Origin of the sequence: uncultured Microbacterium sp. (genome assembly GCF_937927635.1) — a bacterium.
Lineage (GTDB): Bacteria > Actinomycetota > Actinomycetes > Actinomycetales > Microbacteriaceae > Microbacterium.
In genome coordinates this window covers 88,905-103,257 of sequence record NZ_CALBRW010000018.1, presented here as the reverse complement: position 1 = coordinate 103,257, position 14,353 = coordinate 88,905, and the positions used below count along the sequence as shown (strand labels likewise).

The window sequence follows — 14,353 nt, the reverse complement described above, 5'->3', positions numbered from 1 at the left end:
CAGGAACTCAGTGCTCAGCGGTCAGCAGCGGCGTCGCGCTCGAGGTCGAGCAGGTAGCGCTTGCGCTCCGGATGCGCGCCGTAGTGGCCCATCGAGCCGTCGGCGCGGATCACCCGGTGCACGGGCACGATCACCGAGAACGGCGTGAGCCGGCATGCCGTGCCCACGGCGCGCGCGGCACCGGGATGCCCGGCCAGCACGGCCACCTCGCCGTAGCTCATCGTCTCGGCCCAGGGCACCGTGCACACCGTCTGCAGCGCAGCGCGGGTGAAGCCATCCACCAGCCGCCAGTCGAACCGCACGTGCTCGTCGAACCGGATGGGCTCGCCCTCGAAGTACGCGTCCATCAGGTGCGCGAGCTCGTCGCCGGAGCCCGGTGCGTCCTCGGGGACCGCGCGGAGTCTGCGGCTGACGTTCTCCAGCAGCCACGGGACGCTGGGATCATCGGCCTCGGACAGGTCGAAGCTGACGATCCCGGCATCCGAGAACACCGCCAACGCGTCACCGAACGGCGTGGGCACGAAGTCGTATCGGAAGCTCATGACCCCATCATCCTGCGCGGGGCCGACCCCACAGGCACCAGAACTCGGTGGCTGTGGACAAGTCGGGAGGAAGACCGATGTGTGCAGGAGGGGCGATTGCGCGCGTGATCGGCGGCAATCCGCGCGAATCGGCCCGGGATACCGGACCTCAGCCCCCGCTCCGCTTAGGCTTTGGGTGTGTGGCGACGTGAGGCGAAGGGCGCCGAGGACGCGGGAGAGGACACCGCGATGAACCTCGGCGAGCTCGGCGACTCATCCACGGGAGTGGACATCGCCCACGCGGCGGAGGCGCAGCGCACCACGCTGCGCGCAGAGGCCGCCGACCTCGGCGGCGCTTCGCCGCTGCTCGCCTTCGTGGATGCGCCGGAGTCCGGCATCGACATCTCCAAGGCGCATCCCGGCAGCCTGCCGCAGTTCATCACGGGCCGCTCCACGCTGCTCTCCAATCTGTTCCGGGACGAAGTCGGGCTGCGCACCGCGCGGATGGCAGCCGAGCGCATCACCGCGCGCAGCACCGAACTGCGCACCGTGCGCGGCATCGACGCCGTGCGCCTGGCCGTGGGCCTCGCGCGCTGGAAGGTCGGCGGCGTCGAATTCTCCGCCCCGGTGCTGCTGCGGCCGCTGGGGATCCGCCGTCACCATGCCGACTTCGAGCTCAAGCTGCAGGGCGCCTTCGAGGTCAACCCCGCTCTGGTGCGCGCCGCACGCGACCACTTCGGCCTCACCTTGGACCCCGCGGGTCTGGCATCCCTCGCCTACGACGGAGGGATCTTCAAGCCGCAGCCGGTGATCGATCAGCTCCGCGCGCTGACGCACTCCATCGACACCTTCGCCGTGCATCCGCGACTGGTGGTCTCCACCTTCGCCGACGTCGCCGGTGCAATGGTCCGCGACATGGTGAACCTCGACCACCCGGTGCTGAATGCTCTGGGTGGGCACGCCGACGACCGCGAGCGGGTGTCCGCCCGACGCGAGCTGCCGGAGGTGCACGGGCCGGACGATCGAGCGCCTGCGGCCGAGACGCTGCTGCTGGACGCGGATGCCGAACAGGAGGACGTGCTGGCGCGCATCGCCGCCGGACACTCCGTGGTCGTCTCCACCCTTCCCGGCACCGGCGGCACCCAGACCGTCATCAACGCCCTGGGCGCGTTCGTGCGCGCGGGACGGCGGGTGCTGGTCGTCTCCACCCGTCGCTCCACGCTCGACGGCGTCCGGCATCGCCTGGCCGGCATCGGCCTGGACGGCCTGGCCGTCTCGCCTTCGGCTGTGCGTCGTGACCTGATCCGCGCCATCTCCCGCAGCGAGAAGGCGACTCAACCCCGCGCCACCGAGGTCGACGAGGCGCTCGTGCGGCTGCGCACCGTGCTGCGCGACTATCGCGGGGCGCTGACCGGGAAGATCGGCGGCACCGGCGCCTCGGTGCTGGATGCCACGCGCAGGCTCACCCGCCTGGCGCTGCTGCCCGTGCCTCCGTCCACCGGCGCTCGATTGGATATGAAGACGCTGGAGCGGCTGGCCGGCGATCGGTCGCATGCGGCCAGGGCGCTCACCAGGGCTGCGCAGCTCGGCGAGTTCCGCTTCGGGCCTGACGATTCGCCGTGGTACGGCGTCAGCTTCGAGAGCACCGAGGCGGCGCAGCAGGCGCACAAGCTGGCGGGGGAGCTGCACGCCACCGGCGTCCCCTCGCTGCTGGAGCGCGGCTACGAGCTGATCGCGCAGACCAGCATGCGCCCGTTCACCACGATCACCGAGCTGGGGGAGTACCTGCAGCTGCTGAAGGGCATCCGCGATTCGCTGGATCGCTTCAGCCCGACCGTCTTCGAGCGCCCGCTCGGCGAGCTCATCCAGGCGCACGGCTCGCGTCGCGACGCGCCGGGGATGTCGTCCGCCAACCGCCGGCGCCTCAAGCGGCTGGCGCGCGAATACGTCCGCCCCGGCGCGCAGGTCGCGGAGATGCACGAGTGGCTGCTGCGCATCCAGCAGCAGCGTTCGCAGTGGCAGCGCTACGTCGACGCCGGCGTCGCCCCGCAGGTGCCGCTGGGCCTGTCCGACGTGCATGTCGCATGGCAGCGGGTGTCGGCCGAGCTGAGCGAGCTGGATGCCGCGCTGGGCCGCAAGGAGCCGCTGGCGGCGCTCCCCGTCGCGCGTCTCGTGCGCACGCTCTCGGGACTGGCCACGCGCAGCGCCGTGTTCGACAACCTCGTCGAGCGCACCGAGATCCGCGACGAGCTGTCCGGCCTGGGGCTGCGGCCGCTGCTGGCCGACCTCTCCGTGCGGCACGTGCCCGAGGAGCGGGTGGCCGATGAGCTGGAGTTCGCCTGGTGGCAGTCGCTGCTGGAGCGGGCGCTGCAGGACGACCGCTCGCTGCTGGGCGCCAACACCTCCGTGGTCGACAGGCTGGAGCGCGACTTCCGCCTGGTCGACGAGGCGCACACCGCCATGGCGGGCCCGCTGCTGGCCTGGAATCTCGCCAGCCAGTGGCGCATCGCCATCGTCGACGAGCCCGATCAGGCGACGAACCTGCGCCGCGCGCTGAAGAACGGCGAGGCCACGACGGCCGAGATCGTCACCGCGGCCCCCGACCTGGTGCGCGTGCTCGCCCCGGTCTGGATCGCCTCGCCCTACGAGGTGCCCGAGATCCCTGACTCCGTCGAGTTCGACGCGGTGCTGCTGGTGGATGCCGGCGCTGTGAACCTCACCGAGGCGACGCCGGCCATCCGCCGTGCCCGCCAGATCGTCGCCTTCGGCGACCCGGTCACGCAGCGTCCCACGCCGTTCACCGCGGCGACGCTGGCAGACCCGACCTGGGAGCCCGAGGTGCCGTTCGACGACGTCTCGGTGTTCGAGCGCCTGGCCGAGCTGTTTCCCGTGATGACGCTCACGCGCAGCTATCGCGCGGGCGGCGAGGATCTCGCCGAGCTCATCAACGACGCGTTCTACGGCGGCGAGATCGTCTCGCTGCCGTGGGCGGGCTCGTACCTGGGACGCGGCAGCCTCACCGTCGACTACGTCGAGGGCGGCGTGGGCAACCCCGATCCCGAGACCGGAGCTGTGGAGAGCCCGGATGCCGAGGTCGCGCGCGTCGTGACCCTGGTGGTCGAGCACGCCATCAACCGTCCCACCGAGTCGCTCATGGTGGTCACCGCTTCGAGGCGGCACGCCGAACGCGTGCGAGCCGCCGTGGCCAGGTCGTTCGCTGGACGATCGGATGTCGCCGACTTCGTCGGCCGGGACACCGCTGAGCCGTTCGCCGTGCTGACGCTCGAGGAATCGGTCGCGGAGAGCCGCGACCGCGTGATCTTCTCGCTCGGCTTCGGGCTGACCAGGCACGGCCGCGTGCTCAGCGACTTCGGGGATCTGTCGCAGGAGGACGGCGAGCGGCTGCTGACCGTCGGGATGACGCGGGCGCGCCGGTCGATGGTCATCGTCTCCTGCATCCGTCCCTCCGCGTTCGACGAGGGCCGGCTCGAGCACGGCGCCTCGACGCTGATGTCCATCCTCGGCAATCTGGCCGCGCGAGGGCGCGACGCCCGCCTGGAGGATCTGGCCGACCCGCTCACCCTGGCGCTGGCACGCGAGCTGCGGCGCCTGGGGGCCTCGGTGGATGTCGACTACCGGGGTCTGCTGCCGCTGGTGGCCCAGCACGGCGGGCGCGCGGTCGTGATCGAGTCGGATCCCGAGAGCCACGACGAGTCGCTGCGCGAGAGCCTGCGGCTGCGACCGCAGGTGCTGCGGCGCCTGGGCTGGCACTACGTGCGCGTGCACGCCTTCGATCTCTACAGCGACCCGGCGACGGTCGCACGACGCATCGCCACCGTCCTCGGCATCGAGGAGGACGCGGTGCGGGCGAACGACGACACCCAGCCGCTCGACGTCGATGAGTGAGGAGCGGCAGCACATCGTGCGCGTGCCGGGTTCACGGCGTGCGCAGCTGACCCGCGTCGAGGGCACCCACGCCGAGCCGCATGTGCGCGAGGAGCGGCACGCCGGCATCGACGGCGAGCACGGGCCCAACGACGCGCAGATGCTGCGGGAAGTGCCGCCGCACTACTGAGTCTCGGCGCTTCGACGGTCGTCAGGGCACACGAACAAGCGCCCCGCCCCCCGAAGGGACGAGGCGCTCGATCATGCGCCGACCGCGGTCAGCTCGCGGCATCCTTGCGCAGAGCGTCGCGGATCTCGATGAGCAGCTCCTGCTCGCTGGGCAGGGTGGGCTCCTCGACGGCCGGGTTCTTCGCGGCCTGGTGCTCCTTGTACTTGTTCATCGGCAGGACGAACACGAAGTACACGATCAGTGCGACGGCGAGGAAGTTGATGATCGCGCCGATGATCGCGCCGACGCCGAACACGCCGAGCTTGACGTGATCCAGCGATTCGGCGTTGAACAGCAGGCCGATCAGCGGGTTGATCAGGTTGTCGACGATGGCTGCGACGATGGCCGAGAACGCAGCGCCGATGACGACTGCGACGGCCAGATCGATGACATTGCCCTGGGCGATGAATTCCTTGAATCCCTTGAGCACTGGACTCCCCCTGTGGGTGTTCGTTCAGCCTCAGTTCGAGGCCGAGGTCTTCGCGGGCGCCGGGCTGGTGCTCGTCGAGGATCCTGAACCCGATGATGTCTGACTTTCCGCCTTCGTGCCAGCTTTTCCGCGCGAGTCGGTGCGATAGAAGCCCGAGCCGTGGAAGGTCACGCCCACGCTGCCGTACTGCTTGCGCAGCGCCCCGCCGCACTCCGGGCAGATGGTGAGCGAGTCCTCCGAGAAGCTCTGCACGGCGTCGAAGCGGTGGTCGCAGGCCGTGCAGGCGTAAGAGTAGGTGGGCATCCGGGATTCCTGTTCAGTTGCGTGCGGACGACAGCACGATGGTCTGCGTCGGGGTGACGATGCCGTTCACCGGCTGGTCGTGGACCTCGCGCGGCAGCGCATCGAGTACCTCGGAATCATAGATCACCGCATACACCGGAGGGCATTTCAGCATGGAGCCGATGGTCTTGTCGAAGTAGCCGCGACCCCAGCCCAGACGGGTGCCCGTGCGGTCGATGGCCGCCGCGGGGATGATCATCAGGTCCACGTCGTTCACCGCGATCGGGCCGAGCACCTCGCCGGTGGGTTCGGGAAGTCCGTACAGGCCCTCGGCGACCTCGTCGGTGTCGTCAGCGACCGCCCAGTCCAGCAGGCCGTCGGCACGGGTGATGGGCAGCAGAACGCGGATGCCGCGTCTGACGGCCTCGTGCACGAACCGGCGCGTGTCGGGCTCCGTGCGGGTGGACAGGAAGCAGGACACCGATCGAGCATCGTGGGCGCGGACGAGAGCGTCCAGCTGCTCGGCGATGCCGATCCCCGCGGCCTCGCGCTGGGCCTCGGTGAGCAGCTGTCGTCTCTCGCGCAGCTCCGCGCGCAGTGCGCGCTTCTGCTGCATCTCGTCGCCCGGCATCCCTCGATCATACGGCGAGGTCCTCGGCATCCGGCCGGACGTGACCCGCGGTGATGGGGGATGCCGCCGGTATGCTGACCGGATGAGCACCATCAAGGCGGTCATCCCCGCTGCGGGTCTGGGCACCCGGTTCCTTCCGGCGACGAAGGCGATGCCGAAGGAGATGCTCCCCGTGGTCGACAAACCGGCCATCCAGTACGTCGTCGAGGAGGCCGTCGAGGCCGGCATCGACGACATCCTCGTCATCATCGGGCGCAACAAGAACGCCATCTCGAACCACTTCGACTCCGTTCCCGAGCTCGAGGTGCGCCTCGCCGAGAAGGGCGACCAGGACCGCCTGCAGCAGGTGATGGAGTCCAGCGATCTCGCCGACATCCACTTCGTCCGACAGGGAGAGCCCAAGGGGCTCGGCCATGCGGTGCTCCGCGCCCGGTCGCATGTGGGGGACAGCTCGTTCGCCGTGCTGCTGGGCGACGACCTGATCGACGAGCGCGATCCGCTGCTGCCCGCCATGATCGCGGCGCACGAGCGCACCGGCGCCGCCGTGATCGCCCTCATGGAGGTCGATCCCGCACACATCCAGGCGTACGGCGTCGCCGCTGTCGACGGGGCGGATGCCGACGGCGTCGTGCGGGTCACCGGACTCGTCGAGAAGCCCGCACCCGAGGACGCCCCCTCGAACCTGGCCGTGATCGGCCGCTACGTCCTGCCTGCCAGCGTCTTCGAGGTGCTCGAGCGCACTCGGCCGGGCAAGGGCGGTGAGATCCAGCTGACCGACGCCCTGGCGGAGCTGGCCGCCGAGGAGGACGGGCCCGGGGTGGTCGGCGTGGTGTTCCGCGGACGTCGGTACGACACCGGCGACCGGCTGGAGTACATCAAGGCCATCGTCCAGCTGGCCGTCGAGCGCGACGATCTCGGCCCGGATCTGCGCCCGTGGCTGAAGTCCTTCGCCGGGCGCCTGTAGCCTGCACATCGACATGCCTCTCGAATCCATCGACCAGCTGCAGCACGGACCCGTCGGTCTGAGACTCATCCGCGGTCGCGACGCCCGCATCCTGCAGCGCGAGCTGCTGTCGAACCGGGCCTGGCTGCGGCCGTGGGAGGCGACGATCCCCGGGGGCGTGACGTCGTTCGACATGCGGGTCAGCATCCGCCGCCTCCTGCAGCAGCACCGCGAGGGTGCCGGCTACCCGTTCGTGATGGAGTACGACGGCGAGATCGCCGGCCAGCTCAACATCTGGGGCGTCGCCCGCGGCTCGCTGTGCTCGGCCACCATCGGCTACTGGGTCAGCGAGCGCTTCGCGGGCCGCGGCATCACACCCACGTCGGTCGCCCTGGCGACGGATGCCGCCTTCGACCTCTTCGGGCTGCATCGGATGGAGATCTGCATCCGGCCCGAGAACCACGCCAGCCTGCGCGTGGTCGAGAAGCTCGGCTTCCGCTACGAGGGCCTGCGGCGCCGGTTCATCCACATCGACGGCGAGTGGCGCGATCACCATGCTTTCGCGCTGGTCAAGGAGGACGTGCCCGAGGGGGTGCTCGCGCGCTGGCTGGCCGGCCGCGTGCCACCCGGCGCAGGCGCGGTCCCCGCTGCGGGCTGACCCGATTCGGCGCGACACGCGAGACGACTTTCGGCGCGTCGACGGCGGGTTCCCTTAGCGTGGTCTGCATGGGTGGGCCGGTGCTGAGCGGGGGCGTGATCGTCCTGGTGTCGGTGCTGCTGTGGGCGCTGTACTTCATGCCCACCTGGCGCGGACGCCATCAGTACTACGCCGCCGAGCGCAACGCCGTGCGGCTGAACCAGGCGCTGCGCGTGCTGGCCGAGACCAGCGAGACGCCGGACGAGGTGCGGCTGGAGCTCACCGCCCGCACGGTCATGCAGCAGCAGCGGCTCGCCAAGCGCGTGCAGGCCGAGAAGGAGAACGCCCAGCTGGAGAAGCTGCGGCAGGAGCTGGCGGCCACCCGGAAGGATCCGGTGCTGCGGCAGGCGAGGGCTCGCAGGCGCGTGCGGCTGGCCGCCAGCATCGTCCTCGTCGCGGGCCTGGCGATGCTGGGCCTGGGGATCTGGGAGTTCGTGCTGAGCGAGGAGTGGCTGCTCGGGGCGTCCGGCCTGGCGCTGGCCGTGGTCGGCGTGGCCGTGCTGGTGCGGATGGCGCAGGTCGCGCAGCATGCGGTCGTGCGCGTGCAGAAGGCGGATGCCGAACCCGTCGCCGCTCGCGTGTCCCCGCCGCTGCACGACCAGGGCGCCGTGTCGTGGACGCCGCGCCCCGTGCCGCAGTCGATGGTCACCGTCGCCGGCTCGCGCGCCCAGCAGGCGCGTGCGCAGATCGACGCGCAGGAGGAGCGCCGCCGCGCCGCGCGACGCGCCGAGCTGCGCCGCCGAGCCGAGGAGCTCGCGCCCGCCGCGCCGACTCCTCTGCCCGCCCCGGCGGCGCGAGCGGATGCCGCGGTCTCGCCGTATGCGAGCATGGGCGTCGTCGACGACGCGGAGATCGAAGCGCATGTGCGTCAGCTGCTCGCGCGTCGAGCGGTGGGCTGAGAGCGTGCTAATCTAGCTGAGGTTCACGGGCCTATGGCGCAGTTGGTAGCGCGCCTCGTTCGCATCGAGGAGGTCAGGGGTTCGAATCCCCTTAGGTCCACATTCCGAGAGCCCCGGGCATCAGCCCGGGGCTCTTCTCATCCCCCGACTTGCTTTCCTGCAGGTCTCGGCTATGGTCAAGGATCAACCACCCGCCAGCCGAACGAAGGGGAAGCGAGTCTCATGTCCGGAAAGACACCGCAGGCACGAGGAGGGAAGAAGGCTCCCAAGCTCTCCCTCAAGGAGAAGAGAGCTGAGAAGCGCGCGAAGCGCGAACCCGAGACCTTCATCAAGTCGCGCAAGGACGCGCGGATCTGATCGAGTCCGGGTTGGAGAAGAAGGGCGCCGTGCGTGCACGGCGCCCTTCGGCATTCCCGGACGGTCTCAGCCCAGGCGGCGCTGCAGGGTGCGGGCGGCGGCGAGCACGGCATCCGTCGGGTCGGTTCTCGGCTCGGCCTCCCAGGTGACCGCGACGGCGGCCGTCGGCCAGTCCGCGTGATCGCGCACGACGGCGGCGATGGAACGGAATCCGGGCGTCACCTCGCCGTTCTCGGTGGCCAGCCCCGTCTCGCGGACGACGCGCAGCACCTCGCGCAGCTCGCCGGGGCGGGACGGACCCGCACCGGTGCGGTCGGTGAAGGCCGCAGCATCCGGATACAGTGCTCGCACCTGACTGCGAGGGAGGGCCGCCAGCATGGCCCGGCCCGTCGCTGTCAGGTGCGCGGGCAGCCGCACCCCGACATCCGTCACCAGCGCGGGGCGGCGGGCGGCCCGCTCCTCGACGATGTACAGCACGTCGCGCCCGCTCATCACGGCGAGGTGCGCGCTCTCGCCCACCTGGTCGGCGAGGGCCGCGATCAGCGGCCGGCCCAGGCGCGCCAGCGGCTCCTGCCTGGCGTAGCCGCCGGCCAGCTCGAACGCGCTCGTGCCGAGCCCCCAGCGGCGCTCCTGCTCCAGGTGCACGACGAAGCCGTGCTGCTCGAGCGTGGCCAGCAGGTGGTAGACCGTCGAGCGCGGGATGTCGAGATCCCGGGCCAGAGCGGATGCCGCGATCGGTGCAGGCCTGCGCGCCAGATGACGCAGGATGCGCAGCGTCTGATCCGCTGCGGGCACCTGGGGGCGCGCATCACCGGCATCCGCAGGGGCAATGTCTGGGATCACAGACACAGTGTGCCATGGGAGCCTGCCGGGCGGACCTCGGACGGTGTGGAATCAGAACATGCAGCATTCTTCTCCCGTGATCGTCGGTGAGGCGCCGCTCGCGCCGGCCGACGTCGTCGCCGTCGCGCGTGAGTTCGCCACCGTCGAGATCTCAGACTCCGCCCGTCAGCGCGTGGCCGCCGCCCGCGCCGTCGTGGACGGACTGGCCGCCGACCCCAACCCGCACTACGGCGTGTCCACCGGCTTCGGAGCGCTCGCCACCACCTTCATCGCCGCCGAGCGCCGCCGCCAGCTGCAGGTCAGCCTGATCCGCTCGCACGCCGCAGGCACCGGCCCCGAGGTCGAGACCGAGGTGGTCCGCGCGCTGCACCTGCTGCGCCTGCAGACCCTGGCGTCCGGCCACACCGGCGTGCGCCCGCTGGTCGTGGACACCTACGCCGCAATGCTCAACGCCGGCATCACCCCGATCGTGCGCGAGTACGGCTCGCTGGGCTGCTCGGGCGACCTGGCACCGCTCGCCCACGTCGCGCTGGCCGCGATGGGCGAGGGCGACGTGCGCGTGGTGCGCCCGGGCCAGGAACCGTCCGAGAAGACGCCCGCAGCCGACGCGCTGGCCGCCGCCGGCATCGAGCCCCTCGTGCTGCGGGAGAAGGAGGGCCTGGCCCTCATCAACGGCACCGACGGCATGCTCGGCCAGCTGCTGCTGGCGCTGCACGACCTGGAGAACCTCGTCTCGACCGCCGACCTGGCCGCCGCCATGTCCATCGAGTCGCAGCTGGGCACGGATGCCGTGTTCGCCGCCGACCTGATGGCGCTGCGCCCGCAGGTGGGCCAGGCGGTCTCCGCCGCCAACCTGCGCGCCTTCCTGAACCCCTCGCCCATGGTCGCCAGTCACAAGGGTCCCGAGGACGGTCGAGTGCAGGACGCGTACTCGCTGCGCTGCTCGCCGCAGGTGCACGGCGCTGCCCGCGACACCATGGGTCATGCCGCCATGATCGCCGAGCGCGAGCTGGCATCCGTCGTCGACAACCCGGTGATCACCTCCGATGGCCGCATCGAGTCCAACGGCAACTTCCACGGCGCGCCGGTCGCCGTGGTGCTGGACTTCCTGGCCATCTCCGTCGCGGATGTGGCATCGGTCTCCGAGCGCCGCACCGACCGCGCCCTGGATCCGGCCCGCAACCACGGCCTGCCGCCGTTCCTCGCGCACGAGGTGGGCGTGGACTCCGGCCTGATGATCGCGCAGTACGCTGCCGCAGGCATCGTCTCCGAGCTCAAGCGCCTCGCCGCCCCAGCCACCGTCGACTCCATCCCCTCGTCCGCCATGCAGGAGGATCACGTGTCGATGGGCTGGTCGGCGGCCCGCAAGCTGCGCCGTGCCATCGACGGCCTCACCCGAGTGCTGGCCATCGAGATCCTCACCGGCGCCCGCGCGCTGGACCTGCGCGCACCCTTGGTGGCGGGCCCCGCCACCGGCGCGGTCCGCGATCTGGTCCGCACCGTGGCCGCCGGCCCCGGACCCGACCACTTCCTCTCACCCGACATCGAGGCCGTCACGGAGCTCGTCCGCTCCGGCGCCGTCCTCCGCACTGCAAAGGAGCACGCCCATGTCTGAGCCCACCCTGCACGACCCGTCCCGCCGCATCCGCGCCGCGCGCGGCAACCAGCGCACCGCCAAGAGCTGGGGCGCCGAGGCCGCCAAGCGGATGCTGATGAACAACCTCGACCCCGAGGTCGCCGAGCACCCCGAGGACCTCGTCGTCTACGGCGGCACCGGCCGCGCCGCGCGCAGCTGGGAGGCGTACGACGCCATCGTGCGCACCCTCGACGAGCTCGAGCCCGACGAGACCCTGCTGGTGCAGTCCGGCAAGCCCGTCGGCGTGTTCCGCACCCACGAGTGGGCGCCGCGCGTGCTGATCGCCAACTCCAACCTGGTCGGCGACTGGGCCAACTGGCCCGAGTTCCGCCGCCTGGAGTCGCTGGGCCTGATCATGTACGGCCAGATGACGGCAGGCTCCTGGATCTACATCGGCACGCAGGGCATCCTGCAGGGCACGTACGAGACCTTCGCGGCGGTGGCCCGGTCGCTGGGCAGGGACTCCCTGAAGGGCACCCTGTCGCTGACCGGCGGCGCGGGCGGCATGGGCGGCGCGCAGCCGCTGGCCGTCACCCTCAACGAGGGCGCGGTGCTGATCGTCGAGGCCGACGAGTCCCGCCTGGCGCGCCGCGTGGAGCACGGCTACCTGGACGAGTACCACACCGATCTCGACGTCGCCGTGGCCCGCGCGATGGCCGCCAAGGAGGCGGGCGAGGCCCTCTCGGTCGGCGTCGTCGGAAACACCGCCGAGATCTTCCCCGAGCTGTTCCGCCGCCAGCAGGCGGGTCTCATCGCGATCGACGTCGTCACGGACCAGACCAGCGCGCACGACCCGCTGGCCTACCTGCCGATCGGCATCTCCGTCGCCGACTGGAAGGCCGAGGCCGCCCGCGACCCGGAGGAGTTCACCCGCCGCTCGCGCGAGTCGATGGCCGCCCACGTGAACGCCATGGTCGCATTCCAGGATGCCGGTGCCGCAGTCTTCGACTACGGCAACTCGCTGCGCGCCGAGGCCAAGCTCGGCGGCGCCGACCGCGCGTTCGAATTCCCCGGCTTCGTGCCGGCGTACATCCGCCCGCAGTTCGAGTCCGGCCGCGGACCGTTCCGCTGGGCCGCGCTCTCCGGCGACCCGGAGGACATCTACAAGACCGACCGTGCCATCGCCGAGCTGTTCCCCGAGGACAAGGCCCTGCACCGGTGGCTGGAGAAGGCCGCCGACAAGGTGCACTTCGAGGGCCTGCCGGCGCGCATCTGCTGGCTGGGCTACAAGGAGCGCCACCTGGCGGGGCTGAAGTTCAACGAGATGGTGGCGTCCGGTGAGCTGTCCGCCCCGATCGTGATCGGCCGCGACCACCTGGACTCCGGTTCGGTCGCATCGCCCTACCGGGAGACCGAGGCCATGAAGGACGGATCGGATGCCATCGCCGACTGGCCGCTGCTGAACGCCCTGCTCAACACGGCGTCCGGTGCGTCGTGGGTGTCGCTGCACCACGGCGGCGGCGTCGGCATCGGCCGCTCGATCCACGCCGGTCAGGTCACCGTCGCCGACGGCTCCGAGCTCGCCGCGCAGAAGCTGGAGCGGGTGCTCACCAACGACCCCGGCACGGGCGTGATGCGCCACGTCGACGCGGGCTACGAGCACGCCAAGGACGTCGCCCGCGAGCGCGGCCTGAAGGTGCCGATGCTGTGACCGCCACGCTGATCACGAACATCGGGGAGCTGACGACGAACGTCGGCTCCCCAGAGGATCGCTTCGGAACCCTGCGCGACGCGGCCGTCCTCATCGAGGGCGACCGCATCGCCTGGGTCGGTGCGGCATCCGAGGCCCCCGCGCTGCCCGGCGGGTACGTCGAGGCGGATGCCGAGGGATGCGCGGTCATCCCCGGGTTCGTCGACAGCCACAGCCACATCGTGTTCGGCGGCGACCGCGCCGCCGAGTTCGAGGCGCGGATGGCCGGCGAGAGGTATGCCGCCGGCGGCATCCGCTCCACCGTCGCCGCCACCCGCGGCGCGAGCGACGACGAGCTGCGCGCGCGACTGCGCGGGTTCGTCGACGAGATGCTCGCGCAGGGCACCACCACCGTGGAGATCAAGAGCGGCTACGGGCTGGACGTCGCCACCGAGGAGCGCCTGGTGCGCCTGGCCGCCGAGGTCACGCCCGAGGTGACCTTCCTCGGCGCGCACGTGGTGCCGGCGGAGTACGCCGACCGCGGCGACGAGTACGTCGACCTGGTGATCGGCGACATGCTGGACGCCTGCGCGCCGTACGCCAAGTGGATCGATGCGTTCTGCGAGACCGGCGCGTTCACCGTGCCGCAGACGCGTCGGGTGCTGGAGGCCGGCATCGCCCGGGGCCTGCAGCCGCGCGTGCACGCCAGCCAGCTCGGCCCCGGCGACGGGGTGCGCCTGGCGATCGAGCTGGGAGCGGCATCCGTCGACCATGGCACATACCTGACGGATGAGGACATCGCAGCGCTCGCAGCATCCGACACCGTGCTCACGGCGCTGCCCGGCGTGGAGTTCTCCACCCGGCATCCGTTCCCCGACGCGCGGCGCCTGATCGATGCCGGCGTGACGGTCGCGATCGCCTGCGACACCAACCCCGGCTCCAGCTTCACCTCGTCGATGCCGTTCTGCATCGCGCTGGCGGTGCGGGAGATGGGCATGACCACGGCCGAGGCGGTCTGGGCCGCCACTGCCGGGGGAGCGGCGGCACTGCGCCGTGACGACATCGGCGTGATCGCGCCGGGCAAGCGCGCCGACCTGGTGCTGCTGGACGCGCCCACGCGCGTTCATCTGGCCTACCGGCCCGGCGTGCCGCTGGTGAAGCACGTCTGGAAGGACGGCGTCGCCGTGACGTGAGCGCTCGTGGTGCCCCGTCTCGTGCTGCTCCGCCTCGCGCTGCTCCGTCTCGTGCGTTCGCGCTGCAGTTCTCGGCATCCGCTGTGCAGATCCGCGCAGCGCTGAGCGAGAAGAGCCGCGCAGACCGGTCGGGCGTTCGAGAAGAGCCGCGCGAGGCGAGAAGAGCAGCGCGAGAAG

Annotated in this window: 14 protein-coding genes and 1 tRNA gene; 10 read left to right on the top strand and 5 right to left on the bottom strand. The window is 71.2% G+C overall.

The genetic code is table 11. From position 1 onward, the window contains the following. Nucleotides 1-14 precede the first annotated feature (14 nt). Nucleotides 15-542, bottom strand: a complete 528-nt coding sequence (locus Q0568_RS08870; protein ID WP_298865514.1) for a methylated-DNA--[protein]-cysteine S-methyltransferase — start codon at nucleotides 540-542, stop codon at nucleotides 15-17. 228 nt (nucleotides 543-770) lie between these two features. On the opposite strand from Q0568_RS08870, the gene Q0568_RS08865 reads away from it, so the two are divergent. Next, a complete protein-coding gene (locus Q0568_RS08865) occupies nucleotides 771-4,427 on the top strand; it encodes an AAA family ATPase (protein ID WP_298866021.1) in 3,657 nt (1,218 codons plus the stop codon). Continuing rightward, entirely contained in the window at nucleotides 4,420-4,596 is a 177-nt protein-coding gene (locus Q0568_RS08860) for a hypothetical protein (protein ID WP_298865511.1), read from the top strand. The genes Q0568_RS08865 and Q0568_RS08860 overlap by 8 nt, the downstream gene beginning before the upstream one ends. A gap of 88 nt (nucleotides 4,597-4,684) precedes the next feature. Here Q0568_RS08860 and mscL read toward each other — a convergent pair whose 3' ends face one another. From mscL to Q0568_RS08845, 3 genes are read right to left on the bottom strand one after another with little or no spacing between them, the layout of a single operon-like run. After that, complete coding sequence (gene mscL / locus Q0568_RS08855; protein WP_298865509.1) at nucleotides 4,685-5,065, bottom strand: large conductance mechanosensitive channel protein MscL; 381 nt, start codon at nucleotides 5,063-5,065, stop codon at nucleotides 4,685-4,687. 30 nt (nucleotides 5,066-5,095) lie between these two features. Next, complete coding sequence (locus tag Q0568_RS08850) at nucleotides 5,096-5,368, bottom strand: FmdB family zinc ribbon protein (RefSeq protein WP_298865507.1); 273 nt, start codon at nucleotides 5,366-5,368, stop codon at nucleotides 5,096-5,098. 13 nt (nucleotides 5,369-5,381) lie between these two features. Continuing rightward, the gene (locus tag Q0568_RS08845) at nucleotides 5,382-5,978 is read right to left on the bottom strand and encodes a 5-formyltetrahydrofolate cyclo-ligase (protein ID WP_298865505.1); all 597 of its coding nucleotides are present in this window, start codon (nucleotides 5,976-5,978) and stop codon (nucleotides 5,382-5,384) included. 82 nt (nucleotides 5,979-6,060) lie between these two features. Here Q0568_RS08845 and galU point away from each other — a divergent pair, with 82 nt between their 5' ends. From galU to Q0568_RS08820, 5 genes are all read left to right on the top strand, one after another. Beyond that, a complete protein-coding gene (galU, locus tag Q0568_RS08840; protein ID WP_298865504.1) occupies nucleotides 6,061-6,942 on the top strand; it encodes a UTP--glucose-1-phosphate uridylyltransferase GalU in 882 nt (293 codons plus the stop codon). 13 nt (nucleotides 6,943-6,955) lie between these two features. Then, complete coding sequence (locus Q0568_RS08835) at nucleotides 6,956-7,579, top strand: GNAT family protein (protein ID WP_298865501.1); 624 nt, start codon at nucleotides 6,956-6,958, stop codon at nucleotides 7,577-7,579. Between the two features lie 68 nt (nucleotides 7,580-7,647). Next, the gene (locus tag Q0568_RS08830; protein WP_298865499.1) at nucleotides 7,648-8,517 is read left to right on the top strand and encodes a hypothetical protein; all 870 of its coding nucleotides are present in this window, start codon (nucleotides 7,648-7,650) and stop codon (nucleotides 8,515-8,517) included. A gap of 27 nt (nucleotides 8,518-8,544) precedes the next feature. Beyond that, nucleotides 8,545-8,617: transfer RNA gene (locus tag Q0568_RS08825), tRNA-Ala, on the top strand. Between the two features lie 122 nt (nucleotides 8,618-8,739). Continuing rightward, a complete protein-coding gene (locus Q0568_RS08820; RefSeq protein ID WP_298865497.1) occupies nucleotides 8,740-8,874 on the top strand; it encodes a hypothetical protein in 135 nt (44 codons plus the stop codon). A gap of 66 nt (nucleotides 8,875-8,940) precedes the next feature. Here Q0568_RS08820 and Q0568_RS08815 read toward each other — a convergent pair whose 3' ends face one another. After that, nucleotides 8,941-9,723, bottom strand: coding sequence for an IclR family transcriptional regulator (locus tag Q0568_RS08815; RefSeq protein WP_298865496.1), 783 nt, complete (start codon nucleotides 9,721-9,723; stop codon nucleotides 8,941-8,943). 52 nt (nucleotides 9,724-9,775) lie between these two features. Between Q0568_RS08815 and hutH the strand changes: the two genes are divergently transcribed. The 3 genes from hutH to hutI are packed head-to-tail and all read left to right on the top strand — an operon-like array spanning nucleotide 9,776 to nucleotide 14,176. Further along, nucleotides 9,776-11,332, top strand: coding sequence for a histidine ammonia-lyase (gene hutH / locus Q0568_RS08810; protein WP_298865495.1), 1,557 nt, complete (start codon nucleotides 9,776-9,778; stop codon nucleotides 11,330-11,332). Next, complete coding sequence (gene hutU, locus Q0568_RS08805) at nucleotides 11,325-13,004, top strand: urocanate hydratase (RefSeq protein ID WP_298865493.1); 1,680 nt, start codon at nucleotides 11,325-11,327, stop codon at nucleotides 13,002-13,004. Before hutH ends, hutU begins: the two co-directional genes overlap by 8 nt. Next, a complete protein-coding gene (gene hutI, locus Q0568_RS08800) occupies nucleotides 13,001-14,176 on the top strand; it encodes an imidazolonepropionase (RefSeq protein ID WP_298865491.1) in 1,176 nt (391 codons plus the stop codon). The genes hutU and hutI overlap by 4 nt, the downstream gene beginning before the upstream one ends. Nucleotides 14,177-14,353: the final 177 nt, after the last annotated feature.

Bases quoted from the DNA above. Each gene is read 5' to 3' on its own strand.
- Q0568_RS08870 (WP_298865514.1), bottom strand. From the start codon at position 542: ATGAGCTTCCGATACGACTTCGTGCCCACGCCGTTCGGTGACGCGTTG.
- hutH (WP_298865495.1), top strand. From the start codon at position 9,776: ATGCAGCATTCTTCTCCCGTGATCGTCGGTGAGGCGCCGCTCGCGCCG.
- galU (WP_298865504.1), top strand. From the start codon at position 6,061: ATGAGCACCATCAAGGCGGTCATCCCCGCTGCGGGTCTGGGCACCCGG.
- Q0568_RS08835 (WP_298865501.1), top strand. From the start codon at position 6,956: ATGCCTCTCGAATCCATCGACCAGCTGCAGCACGGACCCGTCGGTCTG.
- Q0568_RS08850 (WP_298865507.1), bottom strand. From the start codon at position 5,368: ATGCCCACCTACTCTTACGCCTGCACGGCCTGCGACCACCGCTTCGAC.
- Q0568_RS08845 (WP_298865505.1), bottom strand. From the start codon at position 5,978: ATGCCGGGCGACGAGATGCAGCAGAAGCGCGCACTGCGCGCGGAGCTG.
- Q0568_RS08830 (WP_298865499.1), top strand. From the start codon at position 7,648: ATGGGTGGGCCGGTGCTGAGCGGGGGCGTGATCGTCCTGGTGTCGGTG.
- Q0568_RS08820 (WP_298865497.1), top strand. From the start codon at position 8,740: ATGTCCGGAAAGACACCGCAGGCACGAGGAGGGAAGAAGGCTCCCAAG.
- Q0568_RS08865 (WP_298866021.1), top strand. From the start codon at position 771: ATGAACCTCGGCGAGCTCGGCGACTCATCCACGGGAGTGGACATCGCC.
- Q0568_RS08860 (WP_298865511.1), top strand. From the start codon at position 4,420: ATGAGTGAGGAGCGGCAGCACATCGTGCGCGTGCCGGGTTCACGGCGT.
- hutU (WP_298865493.1), top strand. From the start codon at position 11,325: ATGTCTGAGCCCACCCTGCACGACCCGTCCCGCCGCATCCGCGCCGCG.